The sequence below is a fragment of the Streptomyces sp. NPDC059957 genome (genome assembly GCF_042730015.1).
Taxonomy (GTDB): Bacteria; Actinomycetota; Actinomycetes; order Streptomycetales; family Streptomycetaceae; genus Streptomyces.
On record NZ_JBHWMB010000020.1, the window covers coordinates 84,962 to 102,623 of the forward strand.

The window sequence follows — 17,662 nt, forward strand, 5'->3', positions numbered from 1 at the left end:
CACCACCCCCCGTCCTCTTGGCGGTTGACGAACTGCCTCTACCCTTGGCCCAGTTCGACGGGCCGGGCCGACCGGCAGGCCGCAGGGGATCACCGGGGGACGGGCAGCATGGGCAGCGGGACCGGCAAGGGGCAGGGCGGCGGCAGCGATGACAACGTCGACGGCGGCATAAAGCCGCTCTTGGCGGGGGATCCGAGCCGGATCGGGCCGTACCTCCTGCTCGGGCGGCTCGGCGCCGGTGGGATGGGCCGGGTGTTCCTGGCCCGGTCCGAGGGCGGGCGTACGGTCGCGGTGAAGGTGGTGCACGAGGAGCACGTGGCCGACGCGCAGTTCCGGGCCCGCTTCCGCCGCGAGATCGACGCCGCCCGGAAGGTGGGCGAGCGGTACACCGCGCCCGTCCTGGAGGCGGACCCCGACGCCGAACGGCCCTGGGTGGCCACCGGATACGTACCCGGACTCTCGCTGGAACAGATCGTGCGCCGGCACGGCCCCCTGCCCGTGTCCTCCGTACACGCCCTCGCGGACGGGCTGCTGCACGCGCTGAAGGACATCCACACGGCGGGGATCGTGCACCGCGACCTCAAGCCGTCGAACGTGATGCTGACCGTCGAGGGCAGCCGGGTCATCGACTTCGGGATCTCGCGCGCCCTGGAGACCTCCGTCGAATCGCTGCTCACCAGTACCGGCATGGTCGTCGGCTCGCCCGGGTTCATGTCGCCCGAGCAGGTGCGCGGGCAGCGGGCCGGGGCGAAGAGCGACGTGTTCACGCTCGGCTGTGTCCTGATGTACGCGGCCACGGGTGAGCTGCCCTTCGGGCACGGCGCCAGCAACCAGCACGCGGTGATGTTCCAGATCGTGGAGGGCGAACCGGCCCTGGAGCGGGTAGCCGATTCCTCCCTGCGCGCGCTCATCGGCCGCTGCCTGGTCAAGGGCGTCGAGGAACGGCCCGGCGTGGACGAGCTGCTGGCGGACCCGGAGCGGGTCCGCCCCGCGGTGCGCGGCGGGGCGTGGCTGCCGCCCGAGGTGGTGGAGCGGCTGGCCCGGCAGGCGGCGCGGCTGCTCGACGCCGAAGTCGCGCCCTTGGCTGTGGGGGAGAGCGGCGCGGGCCCGGAGGCTAAGGAGAGCCCCGACCGGGCGACGTTCGGGCTACGACCGGGGGGTGCGGGGGCGCCTGTGGGGGCCGCCGGGGCCGCCGAGGCTGCGGAGGCCGGCGGGTCCGCCGAGCAGGTCGTCGGACCGGCGGCCGGGGCTGCGACCGGCTCCGCGACCGGTCAGGGCTCCGGACCGGCTGTTGACGCCGGTACCTCGGCCGGCGAGCGGCGCGGGGCCCGGCGGCGGTGGACCGTAGCCCTGCCGGTCGTCCTGGTGGTGACCGTCGGCGGGGGCACGGTGGCCCTGCTCCAGCCGTTCGGCGGCGGTGGCAACGGGGCGCAGGCCTCGCCCCCGGCGAGCAGTGCGCCCGCGACGCCCGGCGCCTCCTCCGGCTCCCCTTCGGCGGCGAGCGGTTCACCCGCCGCCCCGGCCGATCCGAACTCCGAGAGCCCCCAGGCCACGCAGAGCCCGCCCGTACCGGCGCCGGACGGCCAGGGCGGCGCCGCGGGGGGCGCGGGCATCCCCGGCGGCGGCTCCGGCACCCCGGGCGGCAGCAGCGCGAGCCAGGGCGGCGGCGGGGGGCAGGCCGCCGGAGGGGGCGCCGGTACGGGCACCGGCCCGAGCGCCACCCCGGGGGGATCGGGCTCGCCGAGCGGCGGGGGTTCGCCGAGCGGTGGCGGCTCGCCCAGCGGCGGCGGCGGCGACGCGGTCCCCTCGTACTTCGCCGGCACCTGGACCTACAAGGGCCAGTTCAACATCGGCCGGCCGGGGACGGTGATCATCACTCGCTCCGGGGCGGTCCGCCTGATCAACGAGTCCCAAACGGGGCACTGCGAGAACATCGCCAAGGTGACCTCGCTGACCTCGGGCGGGACCAGGATCAACATCGGCTCGGCGGCGGTGGACAAGTCCAAGTCCACCGGCCAGTTCTGCGGGGTCCTGGACCCCTCCTTCTTCACCAAGAGCCTGCCGGCCGGCCTCCAGCACAACGTGGGCCCCTCGCACGGCGAGGGCTACTACTACGAGAAGTCCTGATGCCCGTAGGAGCAGGGGAACAGCGGTGTCAGGCGCCGCTCGCCAGGCCGGTCTCCCAGGCCCACGCGGCGATGCCCACCCGGTTGCGCACCGCCAGCTTCGCCTGGATGTTGGCGACATGGGTCTTGGCCGTGCCGGGCGAGATGAACAGCTCGGCGCCGACCTCGGCGTTGGTCAGTCCGCGTGCGACGAGCAGCGCGATCTCGCGCTCCCGCGCCGTCAGGGGGTCCTCGGCCGCGGGCCGCGGCTCGGGAACGGGCCGCGGTCGGGACTGCGGCTGGGGGTGAGGCTGGGGGTGAGGTCCGGTGTGCGGCGCGGACAGGCTGCGCAGCAGCCGGACCGTGAGCTGCGGGCTGATCAGGGTGTCCCCGGCCATCGCCGCCCGCACGCCCTCGATCAGCAGGTTGGGGCCCGACCGCTTCAGCAGGAAGCCGCAGGCGCCGTTGCGCAGTGCGGTGTGCACGTAGTCGTCCAGGTCGAACGTCGTGACCACGACCACGCGGAGGGGGTGTTCGGCGGCCGGGCCCGCCAGGATCCGGGTCACCTCCAGTCCGTCCAGGCGTGGCATGCGGATGTCGGCGAGCACGACGTCGGGCCGCAGCGTACGGGCGAGTTCGACCGCCGTCTCGCCGTCGGCGGCCTCCCCGACGACGGTCATGTCGGGCTGTGAGTCGAGGATGAGCCGGAAGCCGCTGCGCACGTCTTCCTGATCGTCGGCTATCAGGATGCGGGTGGTCACGGGATCATGATGCCGTGGCGTGTGATCCGGTGGCGGGAAGAGTCGCGATCACGCGCCAGCCGCCCTGGTACGGGCCCGAGGCGAAGGTGCCGCCGCAGGCGCGGACGCGTTCGGCCAGCGCGAGCAGCCCGCCGCCGCCCCGGGCGCCCCTGGCGCCCCGTTCGAGACGGGGGAGCGCGGGCAGGTGCGAAGTGCGGCCGCGGCCGCCGTCGTTGGTCACGCTGACCTCGACGGTCGTACGGTCCGTGCTGAGCGCGACCCGTACACCGGCCGCTCCCGGCGCGTGCCGGCGTACGTTGGTGAGCGCTTCCACCACGACCCGGTGGACCGTGGCGGCGCCCTCGCGGGAGAGCGCGTCGGCGACACCCGGGGGCACGTCGAGACGGGCCGGTATCTGCCCTGTTTCGCTGAACCGGTCCACCACTTCGCCGAGTTGCTCCATGCCGGGGAGGACCAGGGCCTTACGGGCGCCGACCACAGCCGCGTTTCCCGTCAGGCCGGCGTTGTCGCCGTCGCCGTCGCCGTCGCCGCTCTTGTCGGTCTCCTCGTCGGCGGCGTGCAGCAGCCGGACCGTACGGTCGATCGAGGCCAGTGCCGCGAGTCCGGCCCGCTCGATCCGTTCCAGGGCCCGGGCCGCCGCAGCCGGATCGTGCTCGGCCACGAACCGGGCCGCCTGGGCCTGCACGACGATGCCGCTCACGTCGTGGGCGACGAAGTCGTGCAGATCGTGGGCGAGTTCGAGCTGCTGGGCGCGGCGCGCGGCAAGGACCGCCTGGCGGCGGCGGTCCTCCATCAGGCGGGGATAGCCGCCGACGACGGCCGCGATGACGACCGGCGCCGACCAGAAGGACATCAGGCCCAGGTACTCGAAGAAGGAGGCGTCCGGTACGAGCGGGACGGTCCATACGGCGACGGCCAGGGCGCCGAGCCCGCCGCCCGTCAGGAGCTGTCGCCGGGGCGACCAGCGCACCGCCGCCGTCAGGAGCAGGAGCACCGCCCCTACGGCCACCATGTGCCACGGCGCTCCTCCGGCCGTACCGCGTCCGGGCCAGCCGAACGTGGCCACCAGGAGCAGGGCGCCGGCGCAGCCGGTGGCGGCCCCGGTCCACTCGCGCGACCGCGGCAGGCAGCCGAAAGTCGCGAGGGCGATTGCGGCGGCAGCGAGCGCCGGCAGCGGACGTACGCCCAGGAACGGGGTGGCGGCGCAGCAGGCGGCGGTCAGGACGCCGACGACGGCACGGTCCCGGTGTGCCATGCCCATGATCTTCACCTCCACGACCTTAGGGGCTGTCCGGGCCGGCGGCCTCTGCCGAACGGCATAGAGGGGACCGCCGAGCCCCTGAGTGGATCTCCCCATCGGCCGATGGTCGCGGACCCTCCCGGCGGCGGAGGCTGATGCCACACCGAACGCACCGAACGGCGGCTCAACCGGTCGCCAGGATCAAGGAGTTCACCATGCTGCGCAGCACCACCCTTCGTACCTCCGTCGTCGGCATCGCCGCACTGGCGGTCATCGGCGGCCTCGCCGTCTCCGCCTCTGCCGACGCCTTCGACACCGCCCCCTCCGCCTCGGACGGGGCGAGGAAGGCGCCGGAGGAATCGAGCCTCACCGGCGCCGCCAAGATGTACCGGGCGGACGGCCAGCAGGTCCGCTTCTCCTTCGACGCACACGGCTTCGCACCGGCCGAGCCCGACGAGCCGGACACCCCGCCCGGCACCTCGCGCGGCACCTTCCGGTTCACCCACTACTCGGCCGACGGAAAGGAGGGCGCGTACGCCGAAGGCCGTATCGACTGCCTGCTGACCGGCGGTCCGGTCGCGACCGCCACCGGCATCATCACGAGCTCCGACCTGCCCCCCGGCGCCATCGGCAAGCGCGTCGGGTTCACCGTCTACGACGGGAAGGGCGACGGGAAGAAGGACAGGGTCGGCTACAGCTGGGCCGTGGCCGGCTTCGACGGGCTGGAGGTGCCGAAGTGCCTGAGCGCAGCACCGTACGAGACCGTAGAGAGCGGCGACTTCAAGGTCCGGCACGTACTCCCGCCCACCCCGTCGGCGGCCTCGGCCAACTCGGAGGCCTCGGCGAACTCGGCGGACAAGGAATGAGGGCGGCGGCCATGGAGCGCAGGTCGAGCCGTCGAGTGGTGCGGCTCGCCCGCCTCGCCGCGCTCGCCCCGCTGCCCACGGGGCTGTGGCGGATCGCCGGAGCGGTCGGAGTGCCGCTCGGCTTCTCCGGGGGCGACCCGCTGGCGGACGTCAGGTTCGGGAGCGCGTTCTCGCTGTACCTCATCGGCTTGAGCGTGTTCGCCGAGATGCTGGGATTCCTTGCCCTGGGTCTGGTGCAGCGATGGGGCGAAGTCGCCCCGCAGTGGCTGCCGTTGATCGGCGGCAGGCGCGTCCCGCCGCTCGCCGCCGTGATTCCCGCCGGCCTGGGGGCCGCCGCGCTCACCCTGCTGGGAGTCCTGGGGGCCATCGGCTGGAACGACCCGGGGAACATGGGCGCCCCCGGTTCCCCCACGGGCGTCGCGTACTGGGTGATGACGGCCTGCTACCTGCCCCTGGTGGCCTGGGGGCCGCTGCTGGCGGTCGTCACCGTGTCCTACCACCGCCGCCGGAGGGTCGCCGCGCCCGGTCGGCTGCTCGTCGCCGCTTGAGATCCGCTCCGGTCCGGACGGCAGGCCGGCAGCAGCCCGCAAAGCGAGAACACGTTTCAGTTCTGACCTTCCGTCAGAATGCAACGTGTTCTACTCTGCCGCGCATGGGCATCGGAATCACACAGGAACAGCGGGAGTTGGCCGAGGCCGTACGCGGCTGGGTCGCGCGGGCCGTGCCGCCCGAGGAGGTGCGCAAACTCCTCGACACCCCGCCGCAGACGGGCTCGCGGCCCGCCTACTGGGACGGGCTGCTCGCCTCCGGGCTGCTGGAGCCGCACCTGGAGGGCGGGAGCCTGCTCGACCTCGCCGTCGTGGTGGAGGAGGCCGCCCGGGCGGCGCTGCCCGGGGCGTACCTGCCGAGCGTGCTGGCCTCCGTACTCCTGGACCGGGCCGGGGCCGAACCCCTCGGCGGGAGGGTCGGGGCCGTGGCGCTCGGGCCCGGGGACCTGACCGCCGTCGCCGTGGAGGGCGGGTACCTCCTCGACGGGACCGCGCCGCCGGTGCTCGGCGCGGGCGAGGCCGACCTCGTGCTGCTCGCCGCCGAGACCGCGCACGGGACCCGCTGGTTCGCCGTCGACGCCGCCGCGCTGGACATCCGTACCCAGGACAGCGCCGACCCCACCCGGCCCACCGCCGAGGTCCGCGCCCGCGGGGTCACCGCCGGGCCGGGCGCCCTGCTGGAACTGGACGCCGCACTCGTACGGGACCTCGCCTGCATGCTGTTCGCCGCCGATGCCTGCGGCACTGCCGCCTGGGCGCTGCGCACCGCCGCCGAGTACGCGAAGGTGCGCGAGCAGTTCGGGCGGCCCATCGGGCAGTTCCAGGGGATCAAGCACCTGTGCGCCGACATGCTGGTGCGCGTGGAGCAGGCCCGGGCGCTCGCCTGGGACGCCGCGCAGGCCATGGAGGAACCGGCCGAGGTGCGCTCGCTGGTGGCCGCACTGACCGCGGGCACCGCGCTCGACGCCGCGTACTCCTGCGCCAAGGACTGCGTCCAGGTGCTCGGCGGCATCGGCTTCACCTGGGAACACGACGCCCACATCTACCTGCGCCGGGCCCTCGTCGCCCGCCAGCTCCTCGGCTCCGGCGACGGCCACCGGGTCCGGGCCGTCCGGCTCGCCGCCGCGGGCGCCCGGCGCGAGCTGCGCCTGGAGCTGCCCGCGCGGGCCGAAACCCATCGCGCGAAGGCCCGTACCGCCATCGCGGACGCGGCCGGCCTCGACCCGGCCACCGCCCGCCGGGTGCTGGCGCCCACCGGGTACGCGGCCCCCTACCTGCCCGCCCCGTACGGGCTCGGCGCCGGACCCGTCGAACAGCTCGTCGTCCAGCAGGAACTGGCGGCCGCCGGGGTCAAGGTCGCCGACCTCGGGATCGCCACCTGGGTCGTGCCCTCGCTGCTCGCCTACGGGACCCCGGAGCAGCAGGAGCGCCACCTGCTCCCCACGCTGCGCGGGGACGTCACCTGGTGCCAGCTCTTCTCCGAACCGGGCGCGGGCTCCGACCTCGCCTCCCTGCGGACCAAGGCCGAGCGGGCCGAGGGCGGGGGCTGGCTGATCAACGGGCAGAAGGTGTGGACGAGTTCCGCGCACAGCGCCGACTACGGGATCCTGCTGGCCCGCACCGACCCGGACGCCCCCAAGCACAAAGGGCTCGGCTACTTCATCGTCGACATGAAGACCCCCGGGATCGACATCCGGCCGCTCAAGGAGATCACCGGCGAGGCCCTCTTCAACGAGGTCTACTTCGACGACGTGTCGCTGCCGCCCGACGCCCTGGTGGGCGCCGAGAACGGGGGCTGGAAGGTCGCCCGCAACACCCTGGGCAACGAACGCGTCCACATGGCCGACCAGATGACCTTCGACTCCGGCCTGGAGGCACTGCTCGCCCGCTCCGCCGAACTCGAAGGCGGCTACCGGGTGCGGATCGGGGCCCTGGCCGCCGAGGCGCACGCCCTGGCCTGCATCGGGCTGCGCACCACGCTGCAACAGGTCTCCGGACTGGAGCCGGGCGCGGGCGCGTCCGTACGCAAGCTCGTCCAGACCCCGCACCAGCAGCGGACCGCCGAGCTCACGCTCGAACTGCTGGGCCCGGCGGGTGCGGTGAGCGAGGGGGCGGGGAAGCGGGCCGTGCACGGCATGCTCATGTCCCGCTGCCTGACCATCGCCGGGGGCACCACGCAGGTCCAGCTCAACGTCGTCGCCGAGCGGATTCTCGGCCTTCCCAGGGACTGAACCGAAAGGCAGTGGGGACACACATGAAGTCGTACATCGTGGGCGTCGGCATGACGAAGTTCGAGAAGCCGGAGTCGAGGGACTGGCAGTACTGGGACATGGCCAAGGAGGCCGGCGACGCGGCGCTCGCGGACGCGGGCATCGACTACGGGCTCGTCGAGCAAGTGCCGGTCGGCTTCTGCTTCCAGGCCTCCACGGCCGGCCAGCGGGCCGCGTACGAGCTGGGGCTGAGCGGGGTACCCGTCTACAACGTCAACAACAACTGTGCGACGGGCTCGACGGCGCTGATGATGGCGCGGCAGTTCGTGGAGGGCGGGATCAACGACTGCGTGCTCGCGCTGGGCTTCGAGAAGATGAAGCGCGGAGCGCTGGGGGGCGGGGCGGACGGCGGGGACTTCAAGACCTCGCCGGTGGCCCGGCACTACGGGATCATGGCCGCAGGGCACGGCTTCGAGATGTCGCCGCCGACCGCGCAGATCTTCGGGAACGCGGCGCGGGAGCACATGAAGCTCTACGGGACCACGGCCGCGCAGCTGGCGGCGGTCGGCGCGAAGAACCACCGGCACTCGGCGAACAATCCGAACGCGCAGTTCCAGGACGTGTACACCGTCGAGGAGATCCTCGCCGCGAAGACGATCCACGAGCCGCTGACCAAGCTCCAGTGCTCGCCGACGTCTGATGGGGCGGCGGCGGCGGTCGTCGTATCGGAACGCTTCGTGGAGCAGCACGGGCTCGGGGACCGGGCGGTGGAGATCGTCGCCCAGTCCATGACCACGGACACGGACGCGTCCTTCGCCTCCGGCTCCTGCATCGACGTGGTCGGCAAGCCGATGACGGCGGCGGCGGGGCGGGCGGTGTTCGCGGCGTCCGGGCTCGGTATCGGGGACGTGGACGTCATCGAGCTGCACGACTGCTTCTCGATCAACGAGCTGCTGACGTACGAGGCGCTGGGCATGTGCGAGGACGGCGGGGCCGGGCAGCTGGTGGAGTCGGGCGCGACGACGTACGGCGGGCGGTGGGTGGTGAACCCCTCGGGCGGCCTCATCTCCAAGGGTCACCCGCTGGGCGCGACGGGGCTGGCGCAGGCGGCGGAGCTCGTCTGGCAGCTCCGCGGTGAGGCGGGTCCCCGCCAGGTCCAGGGAGCGAGGGTCGCGCTGGCGCACAACATCGGCCTGGGCGGCGCGGCGGTGGTCACCCTGCTGCGGAAGTAGCCGCGGGCTCCGGGTTCCTGCGCCTCAAGCGCCGGTGGCTGCGGGTGGGGGCCGGTGCCGGGGGCGGGGTGGGGTTGTTCTTTTCAGCCGTCCGGCGTTTGAGGACCGGGGTCTGGGGCGGAGCCCCAGGGGGTCCGGGCGCAGCCCGGTACCCCCTGCCAGCCTGTCCGGCGTTTGAGGACCGGGGCAGGGGCGGCCCTGGGAACGGTGGAAGGGCGGGTAGGGGAACTTCGCCCCGCGCAGCGGCAGAGGGAGCAGCGGGAACTTCGCCCCGCGCAGCGGTGAGGGCTAGGGGCGGCGTCGCTCAGACGCGCGCAGGGCTCAGCGGAGCCAAGCTCGGCATCACGCGCAGTGCGTTGTCCCGGTTGATCGCCCGGTGGTGCGCCGGGGTCAGGGCCGGGTCGGCCGCCAGCGCCGGCAGGGCGATGTCCGTGACCATCTCCGCAGGGCACGCCGGCCAGTCGCTGCCGAAGAGGATGCGGTCGGGGGCCGCCATCGCCAGCAGGGTGCCCGCGGGGGACATGGGCCCGGCCGTGTCGTAGTAGAAGCGGCGCAGGTGGTCCCGGACCATCGCCGGGTCGACGGGCGGGGTGAGCGCGCCGGCGAAGGCCTGTACGCGGGTGGCGATGTGCGGGAGGAAGCCGCCCGCGTGCGGCAGGATCACCGACAGGTTCGGGAACCGGTCCAGGGTGCCCTTGTGGATCATGTTCAGCGCGGCCCGTGTGGTGTCCAGCAGGAAGTCGCACAGGAAGTTCGGGATCCCCGGGACGGCCACCGCGCCCGGTGCCCCGCCCGGCAGCGGCAGGTTGTGCGGATGGGTGTCGACGACGGCGGACCGTTCGTCGAGCTCTGCCAAGAGCGGGTCGTAGGAGGGGTCGCCCAGGTAGACGCCGCCGTAGTTCGCCGTGACGTTCACCCCCACCGCCCCCAGCTCGTCGAGCCCGCGCCGCAGCGCCCAGCGCGAGACCTCCGGGTCGTCGAGGAAGAGCGGGGCGTGGAACGCGAAGCGGCCCGGATGGGCCGCCGTCACCTCCGCCGCCGCCCGCAGGGTGACGGCCGTGGCCTCGCGCAGCTGCGCGGACGTCGCGTAGCGCGCCGGCAGCATCGGCTTGAGGACGGCGGTGGCGATGCCCGCCCGGTCCATGAGGTCCAGGGCCGCCGCCGCGTCCCAGCGCGCCCACGGAGGGAGGGCCTTGCGGTTCACCAGGTCCTGGCCCTCGGCCCACTCCAGCCACTCCGGGGCGCAGAAGTGGTGGTGGACGTCGATCCTGTGGCGGCTGCCGTCGTCCGGCGGGGTGAGGTCTGCAAGGTCTGCAAGGTCTGCGATGTCCGGCATGGAGGGGACCCTATGGCGGGGCCGCGCGGGTGTTCGCGGGACAGGTCGGGGACCCGGCCGATCCGCTCAGGCGGGCGTAGTTTCGGGCCCGAACGGGGGAACGGAGGTTATGCGGGCCACGGGCCGAGGGAGTGAGGTGGCTGGACAGTCGAGCCCCACGAGAGGTCTGAGCCCGTGACGACCGAACCCGCAGTGGCCGTGAGTGACGGCCTTCCCGTCGGCCTCCCCGTCGACGAAGCCGTGGCGGCCGTGTCCATGGGCACGCCCGAGTACCGTACGTGCCCCTACCCGGTCTACCAGTCGCTGCGCGAGCAGGCCCCCGTCTGCAAGCTGACGACGCGCCACGGGGTGGACACGTATCTCATCACCCGGTACGAGGACGCCCGGCTCGCGCTGTCCGATCCGCGCATCGGCAAGGACATGCACGAGGGCATCGACATCTACCACGCCGTCTTCGGCGACACCTGCGACGCCCTCGACGACAACCTGATCTTCGCCGACCCCCCTCGGCACACCCGGCTGCGGCACATCGCCCACGAGGCCTTCACCCCGCGCCACGTCAAGCTCCTGCGCCCGCGCATCGAGCAGCTCGCGGACGAACTGCTGGCCAAGTGCCCGACGGACACCCCCGTCGACCTGATGGCCTCCTTCGCCCTGCCGCTCCCCGTCATGGTCATCTGTGAGCTGCTCGGCATCGTCGGGGACGAGCGGACCGATGTTTTGAAGTGGTTCGGGCAGGTGACCCGCTCCCGGTTCAGCAAGGACATGGCCGGCGATCTGGCCGCGGCGGAGGACTGGCTGCGGAACTACTTCCTCGGCCTGGTCGCCCGCAAGCGCGCGGAGCCCACCGACGACTTCCTCACCGTGCTGATCCAGACGCAGCACGAGGACGGGGCCCTGACGGACGACGAACTCGTCTCGATGATGTGGGTCCTGCTCTTCGCCGGACACAAGACCACCACCTACCAGATCGGCAACGCGGTCTTCTCCCTGCTCACCCACCCCGACCAGCTGGCGCTGGTACGGGAGGACCGCTCGCTCCTGCCCCAGGCGATCGAGGAGCTCGTCCGGTTCGAGTGCTCGGTGGAGACCTCCACGTTCCGCTACGCCCTGGAGGACCTGGAGATCGGGGGAGTCGCCATCCCCCGGGGCGCCCTGGTCCAGATCGCGATCTCCTCGGCGAACCGCGACCCGGAGAAGTTCGCGGAACCGGACACCCTGGACGTGACGCGCAAGGGACTGCAGAGCACCCACCTCGGCTTCGGGCACGGACCGCACTACTGCCTCGGCGCCCCGCTCGCCCGCATGGAGCTGGAGACCGCGCTGACGGCCCTGCTCGACCGGTTCCCCGACATGGTCCTGGCCACGCCGGAGCCGGGGCACGAGGACTGGCTCAAGGGGCCCTTCCCGGCCTTCCGCGGGCTGGAGAAGCTGCCGGTCGCGCTGGACCCGTCGCGCACGGTCGACGACTGGACGGCGCCCGCCTCCTCCGGCTGAGCCGTCTCCGGCCCTGCGTACGCAGGCCCTACGCGGGCCCTACGCAGGCCCTGCGTACGCAGGCGCTTCGTGCGCAGGCCGTACGCGCATCCGCCCCGCCGGTCCTTCGCGAGGATCCGCGGGGCGGACGCATGTCCGGGAGGGCCTACGAGGCCTGCGGCGCCGGCGGGGCCTGAAGCGCCGGGTCGACCACCGACTCCCCCCGGGAGGCGCGGCGGATGCCGTCCGCGAGGTCCTCGACCGGGCCGTCGCGCAGCACCAGGCCGGCGGCGCCGGCGGCGAGCGCGGCCTCCGGCAGGCCCGGGTGGGCGGAGCCCGTCATCACCAGGATCCGGCATTCCGGATCCTCCGCCAGGAGCACCGGGACGCGCTCCACCGACTCCGTCAGCGCCACTGCCGGGCGGGCCAGCGCCGAAGCCACCACCTCGATGTCCGGCTGGAGGCCGAGGAGGACCGCCAGGGCCGGGTTCGGCGGGTCCAGGAGCACCCGCAGGGATCGGGCAGGGCGCAGGGGAACGGGCATCTCATCCACCCGGCCAGGGTAGGGGCGAAGTGTCCCGTAGCGGCGTAACGCACCGCGGGAGAAGTGAGTCTGACAGAGAGTCAGGAGTCTTCCCAACTGCTGGGGCTTGCGTTATACATTCCTTCACCGGGCAACCTAGAACGCGTTCTAGAGAGCCGGGTCCCGCATACGACCTCGGTGCGGCCGACGGTGCGGACGGCCGCGCCGAGGTCTTCCAAGGCACCGCGCTTCCACAGCCGGTGCCGTACGGCCGGTGCTACGCGACCGGTGCCCCGAAGACGGTGTCTCCAACACAGGGAGCAGCACGCCCATGCCGATCGATGCCGCCAAGGCCCTCGCCGCCGAACCCCGCCAGGGGAACATCGCCTGGGACCACAAGGACATCCAGCTCTACCACCTCGGACTCGGCGCGGGGACCTCCCCGAACAACCCCGGGGCCGCCACCGACCCGGACGAGCTGCGCTACACCCTGGAGTCCAAGCTCCACGTGCTCCCCAGCTTCGCGACCGTCGCCGGCGCCGGCATGGCCATGATGGGCGGCCTCGCCGCCCCCGGCATCGAGGTCAACCTCGCCAACGTGCTGCACGGCAGCCAGTCCATCGAGCTGCACCGGCCCATCCCGGTCAAGGGGCAGGCCGCCTCCACCGCCAGGGTCGCCGCGGTCTACGACAAGGGCAAGGCGGCGGTGATCGTCCTGCGCACCGAGGTCGCGGACGCCGACGGGCCGCTGTGGACCTCCGACGCGTCGATCTTCGTACGCGGCGAGGGCGGCTTCGGCGGCGACCGCGGCCCCTCCGTCAAGGCCGAGCAGCCCGAGCGGGCGCCCGACCGCATCGAGGAGCGGAAGATCCGCGAGGAGCAGGCGCTGCTGTACCGCCTCTCCGGAGACTGGAACCCGCTCCACGCGGACCCCGAGTTCGCCAAGATGGCCGGCTTCGACCAGCCGATCCTGCACGGCCTGTGCTCGTACGGGATGACCCTGAAGGCCGTGGTCGACACCGTCCTGGACGGCGACGTGTCCCGCGTCCGCTCCTACCGCACCCGCTTCGCCGGGATCGTCTTCCCCGGCGAGACCCTGCGGATCCGGATGTGGCAGGAGCCCGGCCGGGTCCTGGTCACGGTGAGCGCCGCCGACCGGGACGACGCCCCGGTCCTCGCCGACACCGTCGTCGAACACGGCTGAGCGGACGCAGCAGCGGAAGCAGCAGCGGACGCAGCAGTCGAAGCAGCAGCCGGAGCACGCGAGTAACCCCGCACACCCACCGAAGGAGCCGCACCGTGCGCGCAGCACTGCAGAGCGAGATAGGCCAGGACAAGCTCGAAGTCGTCGAGGACATGCAGGCCGTGGGCTTCGGCCCCGGCAAGGTCAAGATCCGCATCAAGGCCACCGGCCTGTGCCACTCCGACCTCTCCGCGATGAGCGGCGTCCTCCCGCAGCCCGCCCCCTTCATCCCGGGCCACGAGGGCTCCGGCGTGATCACCGACGTCGGTGACGGGGTCACCAGCCACAAGATCGGCGACCGGGTCCTGGTCTGCTGGCTCCCGCCCTGCGGGCACTGTCCCTCCTGCAGGCGCGGCCAGGGCCACCTGTGCCTGGAGGCCTTCGGCAACGTGGCCACCCCCAACTTCCAGCGCGGCGACAGCCCCATCTTCGGCTTCGCCGGCACCGGCACCTTCGCCGAGGAGATGGTGGTCCCGGCGGGCTGCGCCGTACCGATCCCCGACGACGTGCCCTTCGACATCGCCGCCCTGATCGGCTGCGGAGTCACCACCGGACTCGGTGCGGCCATCAACACGGCCAAGGTGGAGGCCGGTTCCTCGGTCGCCGTCATCGGCTGCGGCGGCGTCGGCATCTCCGTCATCCAGGGCGCCAAGGTCCAGGGCGCGGCCCAGATCATCGCCGTCGACCCGGTCGCCTCCCGGCGCGAGGCCGCGCTGCGCTTCGGCGCCACCGAGGCGGTCTCCCCGGAGGAGTTCGCCGACGCCAAGAACCGGATCACCGCCGGCGAGGGCTTCGACTACGTCTTCGAGGTGGTCGGCAAGTCCGCGACCACGAAGACCGCGTACGACATGACCCGCCGCGGCGGCTCCGTGGTCGTGGTCGGCGCGGGCGCCCTCGACGACAACTACTCGATCAACATGTTCTCCCTCTTCTTCGACGAGAAGAAGATCCTGCCGTCGATGTACGGCGGCGGCGACGTGCTCCGCTCCTACGAGCGCACCATCGCGCTGTGGCGGGCCGGCCGGGTGGACCTGGCGGGCCTGATCACGCACCGCGTGCAGCTCGCCGAGATCAACGACGCGCTCGACCAGATGCGTACGGGCGTGGCCCTGCGCACCTGCATCGAACTCTGACCCGTTTCGAGAGGAACCGTACGGATGTCACTGCCACTTGAGGGACTCGTCGCCATCGTCACCGGGGCCGGCCGCGGCCTGGGCCGGTCCGAGGCGATCGAACTCGCCCGGCTCGGCGCGAGCGTGGTCGTCAACGACTTCGGGCAGCCCGGCCGCGACGGCTCCGGCGAGGCCTCGGCCGCTCCGGCGGAGGAGGTCGCGGCGGAGATCCGGGCCGCGGGCGGACAGGCGGTGGCGCACCTGGGCGACGTGGCCGACTTCGAGCAGGCGCGCGAGCTGGTCGAGCTGGCGGTGAACAGCTTCGGCAAGCTCGACATCCTGGTCAACAACGCGGGCATCCTGCGCGACCGGATGGTCTTCTCGATGTCGGAGCCGGAGTGGGACTCGGTCATCCGGGTCCACCTCAAGGGCCACTTCAACACGACCCACTTCGCCTCCGTGCACTGGCGCGAACGCTCCAAGGCGGCCGGCGGACCGGTCTACGGCCGGATCATCAACACCTCCTCCGAGGCCTTCCTCGGCGGCTCGGCCGGCCAGCCCAACTATGCGGCGGCCAAGGGCGGCATCGTGGGCCTGACCACGTCCACCGCCCTGGCGCTCGCCAAGTACGGGGTGACGGCCAACGCCATCTGCCCGCGCGCCCGTACCCGGATGACCGAGGACGTCTTCGCGGGCTTCCAGGTCCCGGAGGAGGGCAAGCTCGACGCCCTCGCCCCCGAGCACGTCTCCCCGCTGGTCGGCTACCTGGCCTCCCCGGCCTCGGCGAAGGCCAACGGGCAGCTGTTCGTGGTCCACGGCGGCATCGTGGTCGTCATGGAACGCCCCAAGGTGGCGGCGAAGTTCGACACCACCAAGGAGTCCTTCTCCTACGAGGAGCTCGACGAGGTCCTCACCCCGCACTACGACTCCCGCCCGGCGAACGAAACCTTCGCGGCAGCGGAAGTCCTCGGCCTCAAGCACGACGGCTGACCCCTACGGGCAGCTCCGGTGGGGCGGTGGACCCTCGGGCCCTCCGCCCCACCGGCCTGCCCGGACGGCCTCACCGCGCGAGGGCGAAGGCCAGCGGCTCGTGGAGGTCGGCCGGCTCCCGGTAGTGCACGCCGGTCATGCCCAGCGCGACGGCCGCCTCGATGTTCTCCAGCCGGTCGTCGATGAACAGGCACCGGTCCAGGGCGGCACCCGCCCGCCCGGCCGCGATCTCGTAGATCTCCCGGTCGGGCTTGGCCACGCCCACCCGGGCGCTGCTGACCACGTGATCGGCGAGGTCCGTCAGCCCCAGCGCTTCCAGGTCGTCCTCCAGGTCGAGGGTCGCGTTGGTGACCAGGACCAGGGGCGTGCCCGACGCCCTGACCCGGCGCAGCATCCCCACCACCGTTCCGTCGGCCGAGAACGGCGATCCGGCGAAGGCCCGGGCCAGTTCGTCCGCGCGGGCCGGGGACAGCCTGCCGTCCTTCGCGAGCTCGGCCGCGACCGCGTCCACCCACTGCTCCGGGGTGGTGAGCCCGAGCAGCAGCGGCCCGTCCAGCGCGGGAGAGAACGCGACGGCCGAGGTCGTGCCCCGCGAAAGGCCCGCCGAGGCCTCCAGTGCGGTCACGCGTGCCGTGTCGTAGAAGCGGATCACGTTGTCGAGGTCGCAGAGGACAGCGTCGTAGGGCTTGGAGTTCGTCACCGGGCCTGGATAGCAGACGCCCCGAACCCGGAGGCGCTCACCCCAGCGGAGCCTGCTGCAAGGGGACCGGCCGGGCGGGGGCCGGCGGGAGGGGGATGGGGTCCAGGCGGATGGGCGGGGGAGGGGCGACCGGGAGGGTCATGCCCAGGAGTCCGCACGGGACTTCGGGGGTGGCGTACGGGAGGTGCAGGCGGCCCTCCGGGGTCCAGCGGCCCGTTCCGCCGAGCCAGCCGGCCGGGGCGCCGAGCCGGAACACGTGCCGGTCGGCGGGGCGCCACAGGGCCAGCCCGGCCACGGAGCCGCCGTAGCCGTCGCCGGCCTCGTCCACCCGCAGGGCGACCCCGCAGCTCTCCGGCATCAGCACCTGCCCCGGCTGTACCGCGAAGGGCGTCGCCGTCGCCCCGACGGCCCGCAGGCACTCCGGGAAGCGCACCGGGCGGGCACTGCCCAGGACCCCCCAGCCGAGCCGCGGTTCGCCCGGCGCGTCCGAGCGGATCAGCAGCAGCCCGCTGTCGGCGTCGGCCAGCAGCAGCCGGTCGTTGCTGGCCTCCGCGATCTGGAGCAGCGGCGAGATCTCCCCGGCCCGCCGCAGGTCCACGGCCACCGCCTTGGTCACCGGCCCGCCCGGGCCGTCCAGTTCGCGGTCCAGCGCCAGCAGCCGGCCGGTCCGGTCCAGCCAGACCCCGCCCGAGCAGCGCCCCGGGATCCGGGCGACCCGCTCCGGCCCGAAGGGGACCCCGGCCACCTGCCACACCGTGGTCGCGGTGGCCCCCACGGCCAGGGCGAAGGCCCCGTGCCCGTCGGGGGACGGGGGCAGCAGGGTGACCCGTACACCGTCCGCCGCCGGGATCGCGCCGAGCTGCAGCTCCCCGGTCCGGGGTCCGGCGCCCGCTTCGCCGCCGCCCGTCGGGTACAGCAGCGCGAAGCCGTGCCGCTCCGCGACACGCCGGTGGATCAGCACCCGCCCGTCGGCCAGCGGCAGCACCTCGCTGTCGGCCTCCTCGGGCTGCGCCAGGGGCAGGGGCACCGCGTACGGCTCGGGGCCGGTCAGCGTCCAGCGCTCCGGATAGCGGGCTTCACCGTCCCCGGCCAGCCGGGCGGCGTAGGACCCGTCCGCGGCGATGGTGAACGGGGTCGCGCTGGTCTTCTCGATGGCACAGACAGTCATCGCGGTTACCTCCGCCGAGGAACGTAGTGATCGCGCTTCCCCCCGGACAACGCGACAATCCCCGCTTCACACATACGGGTGGCGGGGCGGCGATTCGGCTGAGGAAGATGAGGCGATTGTGCTGTGCGATATCGGGGCGTTTGGGGTGAGGG

General features: G+C 73.1%; 15 protein-coding genes. 9 read left to right on the forward strand and 6 right to left on the reverse strand.

Annotated elements, in window-relative coordinates; all coding sequences use genetic code 11:
- Positions 1 to 108: 108 nt before the first annotated feature.
- Complete coding sequence (locus ACFWBW_RS16045; protein ID WP_385372806.1) at positions 109 to 2,127, forward strand: serine/threonine-protein kinase; 2,019 nt, start codon at positions 109 to 111, stop codon at positions 2,125 to 2,127.
- 28 nt (positions 2,128 to 2,155) lie between these two features.
- Here the strand turns inward: ACFWBW_RS16045 and ACFWBW_RS16050 are convergent, their stop codons facing one another.
- Together ACFWBW_RS16050 and ACFWBW_RS16055 are read right to left on the reverse strand one after the other, a co-directional pair.
- Positions 2,156 to 2,866: a response regulator gene (locus ACFWBW_RS16050; protein ID WP_385372808.1), complete on the reverse strand. Its 711-nt coding sequence runs from the start codon at positions 2,864 to 2,866 to the stop codon at positions 2,156 to 2,158.
- Between the two features lie 4 nt (positions 2,867 to 2,870).
- Complete coding sequence (locus ACFWBW_RS16055; protein WP_385372810.1) at positions 2,871 to 4,127, reverse strand: sensor histidine kinase; 1,257 nt, start codon at positions 4,125 to 4,127, stop codon at positions 2,871 to 2,873.
- Positions 4,128 to 4,321: 194 nt separating this feature from the next.
- Here ACFWBW_RS16055 and ACFWBW_RS16060 point away from each other — a divergent pair, with 194 nt between their 5' ends.
- The 4 genes from ACFWBW_RS16060 (at position 4,322) to ACFWBW_RS16075 (ending at position 8,962) form a co-directional block, all read left to right on the forward strand.
- Positions 4,322 to 4,972 (forward strand): hypothetical protein, encoded by a 651-nt coding sequence (locus ACFWBW_RS16060; protein ID WP_385372812.1) that lies wholly within the window; start codon positions 4,322 to 4,324, stop codon positions 4,970 to 4,972.
- 11 nt (positions 4,973 to 4,983) lie between these two features.
- Positions 4,984 to 5,520 carry a hypothetical protein gene (locus ACFWBW_RS16065; RefSeq protein WP_385372814.1) on the forward strand — a complete coding sequence of 179 codons (537 nt, stop codon included), beginning with the start codon at positions 4,984 to 4,986 and terminating at the stop codon, positions 5,518 to 5,520.
- A 104-nt stretch (positions 5,521 to 5,624) separates the two neighbouring features.
- A complete protein-coding gene (locus ACFWBW_RS16070) occupies positions 5,625 to 7,751 on the forward strand; it encodes an acyl-CoA dehydrogenase (RefSeq protein ID WP_385372816.1) in 2,127 nt (708 codons plus the stop codon).
- Between the two features lie 23 nt (positions 7,752 to 7,774).
- Positions 7,775 to 8,962, forward strand: a complete 1,188-nt coding sequence (locus tag ACFWBW_RS16075) for a beta-ketoacyl synthase N-terminal-like domain-containing protein (protein ID WP_385372818.1) — start codon at positions 7,775 to 7,777, stop codon at positions 8,960 to 8,962.
- 304 nt (positions 8,963 to 9,266) lie between these two features.
- On the opposite strand, the gene ACFWBW_RS16080 is transcribed toward ACFWBW_RS16075, so the two are convergent.
- Entirely contained in the window at positions 9,267 to 10,298 is a 1,032-nt protein-coding gene (locus ACFWBW_RS16080; RefSeq protein WP_385372820.1) for an amidohydrolase family protein, read from the reverse strand.
- A 255-nt stretch (positions 10,299 to 10,553) separates the two neighbouring features.
- Here ACFWBW_RS16080 and ACFWBW_RS16085 point away from each other — a divergent pair, with 255 nt between their 5' ends.
- Entirely contained in the window at positions 10,554 to 11,795 is a 1,242-nt protein-coding gene (locus tag ACFWBW_RS16085) for a cytochrome P450 (protein ID WP_385372877.1), read from the forward strand.
- Positions 11,796 to 11,940: 145 nt separating this feature from the next.
- Here the strand turns inward: ACFWBW_RS16085 and ACFWBW_RS16090 are convergent, their stop codons facing one another.
- Positions 11,941 to 12,318: a DNA-binding response regulator gene (locus ACFWBW_RS16090; RefSeq protein ID WP_385372879.1), complete on the reverse strand. Its 378-nt coding sequence runs from the start codon at positions 12,316 to 12,318 to the stop codon at positions 11,941 to 11,943.
- A gap of 310 nt (positions 12,319 to 12,628) precedes the next feature.
- On the opposite strand from ACFWBW_RS16090, the gene ACFWBW_RS16095 reads away from it, so the two are divergent.
- The 3 genes from ACFWBW_RS16095 to ACFWBW_RS16105 all read left to right on the forward strand — a co-directional run bounded on the left by ACFWBW_RS16095 (position 12,629) and on the right by ACFWBW_RS16105 (position 15,642).
- Positions 12,629 to 13,501 carry a MaoC/PaaZ C-terminal domain-containing protein gene (locus tag ACFWBW_RS16095; protein WP_385372822.1) on the forward strand — a complete coding sequence of 291 codons (873 nt, stop codon included), beginning with the start codon at positions 12,629 to 12,631 and terminating at the stop codon, positions 13,499 to 13,501.
- Between the two features lie 95 nt (positions 13,502 to 13,596).
- Positions 13,597 to 14,673, forward strand: a complete 1,077-nt coding sequence (locus ACFWBW_RS16100) for a Zn-dependent alcohol dehydrogenase (RefSeq protein WP_266909245.1) — start codon at positions 13,597 to 13,599, stop codon at positions 14,671 to 14,673.
- 24 nt (positions 14,674 to 14,697) lie between these two features.
- Positions 14,698 to 15,642, forward strand: coding sequence for a 3-oxoacyl-ACP reductase (locus ACFWBW_RS16105; protein WP_385372824.1), 945 nt, complete (start codon positions 14,698 to 14,700; stop codon positions 15,640 to 15,642).
- A gap of 70 nt (positions 15,643 to 15,712) precedes the next feature.
- Here ACFWBW_RS16105 and ACFWBW_RS16110 read toward each other — a convergent pair whose 3' ends face one another.
- Both ACFWBW_RS16110 and ACFWBW_RS16115 read right to left on the reverse strand, forming a co-directional pair.
- Positions 15,713 to 16,342 carry an HAD family hydrolase gene (locus ACFWBW_RS16110; protein ID WP_385372826.1) on the reverse strand — a complete coding sequence of 210 codons (630 nt, stop codon included), beginning with the start codon at positions 16,340 to 16,342 and terminating at the stop codon, positions 15,713 to 15,715.
- A 37-nt stretch (positions 16,343 to 16,379) separates the two neighbouring features.
- On the reverse strand, positions 16,380 to 17,510 hold the full coding sequence (locus ACFWBW_RS16115; protein ID WP_385372828.1) for a hypothetical protein: 1,131 nt from the start codon (positions 17,508 to 17,510) through the stop codon (positions 16,380 to 16,382).
- Between the last annotated feature and the right edge of the window lie 152 nt (positions 17,511 to 17,662).

Bases quoted from the DNA above. Each gene is read 5' to 3' on its own strand.
- ACFWBW_RS16075 (WP_385372818.1), top strand. From the start codon at position 7,775: ATGAAGTCGTACATCGTGGGCGTCGGCATGACGAAGTTCGAGAAGCCG.
- ACFWBW_RS16070 (WP_385372816.1), top strand. From the start codon at position 5,625: ATGGGCATCGGAATCACACAGGAACAGCGGGAGTTGGCCGAGGCCGTA.
- ACFWBW_RS16095 (WP_385372822.1), top strand. From the start codon at position 12,629: ATGCCGATCGATGCCGCCAAGGCCCTCGCCGCCGAACCCCGCCAGGGG.
- ACFWBW_RS16115 (WP_385372828.1), bottom strand. From the start codon at position 17,510: ATGACTGTCTGTGCCATCGAGAAGACCAGCGCGACCCCGTTCACCATC.
- ACFWBW_RS16065 (WP_385372814.1), top strand. From the start codon at position 4,984: ATGGAGCGCAGGTCGAGCCGTCGAGTGGTGCGGCTCGCCCGCCTCGCC.
- ACFWBW_RS16080 (WP_385372820.1), bottom strand. From the start codon at position 10,298: ATGCCGGACATCGCAGACCTTGCAGACCTTGCAGACCTCACCCCGCCG.
- ACFWBW_RS16045 (WP_385372806.1), top strand. From the start codon at position 109: ATGGGCAGCGGGACCGGCAAGGGGCAGGGCGGCGGCAGCGATGACAAC.
- ACFWBW_RS16060 (WP_385372812.1), top strand. From the start codon at position 4,322: ATGCTGCGCAGCACCACCCTTCGTACCTCCGTCGTCGGCATCGCCGCA.
- ACFWBW_RS16085 (WP_385372877.1), top strand. From the start codon at position 10,554: ATGGGCACGCCCGAGTACCGTACGTGCCCCTACCCGGTCTACCAGTCG.
- ACFWBW_RS16090 (WP_385372879.1), bottom strand. From the start codon at position 12,318: ATGCCCGTTCCCCTGCGCCCTGCCCGATCCCTGCGGGTGCTCCTGGAC.
- ACFWBW_RS16105 (WP_385372824.1), top strand. From the start codon at position 14,698: ATGTCACTGCCACTTGAGGGACTCGTCGCCATCGTCACCGGGGCCGGC.
- ACFWBW_RS16055 (WP_385372810.1), bottom strand. From the start codon at position 4,127: ATGGGCATGGCACACCGGGACCGTGCCGTCGTCGGCGTCCTGACCGCC.